The organism is Ructibacterium gallinarum (assembly GCF_014982785.1).
Taxonomy (GTDB): domain Bacteria; phylum Bacillota; class Clostridia; order Monoglobales; family Monoglobaceae; genus Ructibacterium; species Ructibacterium gallinarum.
In genome coordinates, this window is sequence record NZ_JADCKB010000075.1 from 1 (window position 1) to 1127 (window position 1127).

At 48.4% G+C, this 1127-nt stretch carries 3 protein-coding genes; 2 read left to right on the forward strand and 1 reads right to left on the reverse strand.

Going from position 1 to position 1127, the window contains the following annotated elements:
• Positions 1–10: 10 nt before the first annotated feature.
• Together INF28_RS12750 and INF28_RS12755 are read left to right on the forward strand one after the other, a co-directional pair.
• Positions 11–136, forward strand: a complete 126-nt coding sequence (locus tag INF28_RS12750; protein WP_450100408.1) for a Rop family plasmid primer RNA-binding protein — start codon at positions 11–13, stop codon at positions 134–136.
• Positions 136–537: a helix-turn-helix transcriptional regulator gene (locus tag INF28_RS12755; RefSeq protein WP_012579088.1), complete on the forward strand. Its 402-nt coding sequence runs from the start codon at positions 136–138 to the stop codon at positions 535–537. The genes INF28_RS12750 and INF28_RS12755 overlap by 1 nt, the downstream gene beginning before the upstream one ends.
• A 345-nt stretch (positions 538–882) precedes the next feature.
• Here the strand turns inward: INF28_RS12755 and INF28_RS12760 are convergent.
• The coding region (locus INF28_RS12760; RefSeq protein ID WP_226393828.1) for a hypothetical protein at positions 883–1127 on the reverse strand (245 nt) is incomplete at its 5' end.

Sequence of the window (1127 nt, forward strand, 5' to 3'; positions counted from 1 at the left end):
TCTGCTCCTGCTGGAGAAGCTTGACGAGCTTGATCTCGATGTCGAGGCCGACCTTTGTGAGAAACTCCACGATGATGCGGAGCATCTTTTCCGTACACTGTCCTCGAGACTGGATGCATTACAGGATGGTAACTGATGGCCAGAGTGTCTATTAGTGAGGCTGCCCGACTGACGGGTAAGAGTAGAACAACACTGCACAGGTTAATTAAAGCAGGTGACCTGTCCACCTGTAGCGGTGAGCGCAATGCAAAAATGGTAGATACTTCAGAGCTTTTACGTGTCTTTGGCCCCTTTGAGCAACCGAAGGGTGAACACCATTCTGGACAGGTCTCTGGACAGCGTGATACAGCCTCTGCTGACCAGAGTGAACAGGTGATCCGTCATCTGAAACAGGAGATTGAACACCTGAACACCTTACTTTTGTCCAAGGATTCGCACATTGACAGCCTGAAACAGGCCATGCTCCTTCTTGAAAATCACCAGGCAAAATTAACTGAATCCCCGGCGCCATGGTGGAAATTCTGGAAAAAATCCTGACCCCGTCATGCTTCAGTTTTCCTCTCCGGCCATCCCAGGGAGTTCCTGAACCTTCCCAAAAATCGTCAGATCTCTGAACGCTCCTCACCACTAAAAATACCCACACCCCACGCAAAATTAAAATTTTGCAGATTCCTTATTTACAACAATGGGTTAATGAAAAATAAATGTGCGGTGATGTGTTACAAAGTGCAGATCCAAGTCGTGGACGACTCTATGGCGAATCGCTGACGAATTGCCCACGATTCATATGTGAATCACGCTTTATTATCATATTGTTATGATGAATCGACTCTTGATTCAATTCATCACTTTGGGTGTTTTTTGCTCATGGTGACTCTTGATTCAATTCACGATTCGAATCGCCGGTGAATCGTGTGGTGAGTCGGCCGTCGACGAACCCGATTCCTGAAGGTGCTGAAAACCGGTTTTCCGGCTGCGCCGGCAACGCTTCACGGCCACGCAATAAATTGCGTCCCCGTTCACCGTTTTCGGAGGAGAAGAACGCCGGAAACAGGACTTCCCCTGGCTGAATGGTGTGAATTTCCGCGCTATGCACTTGCGCGCATACTCATGCATGCCGTAAAAAC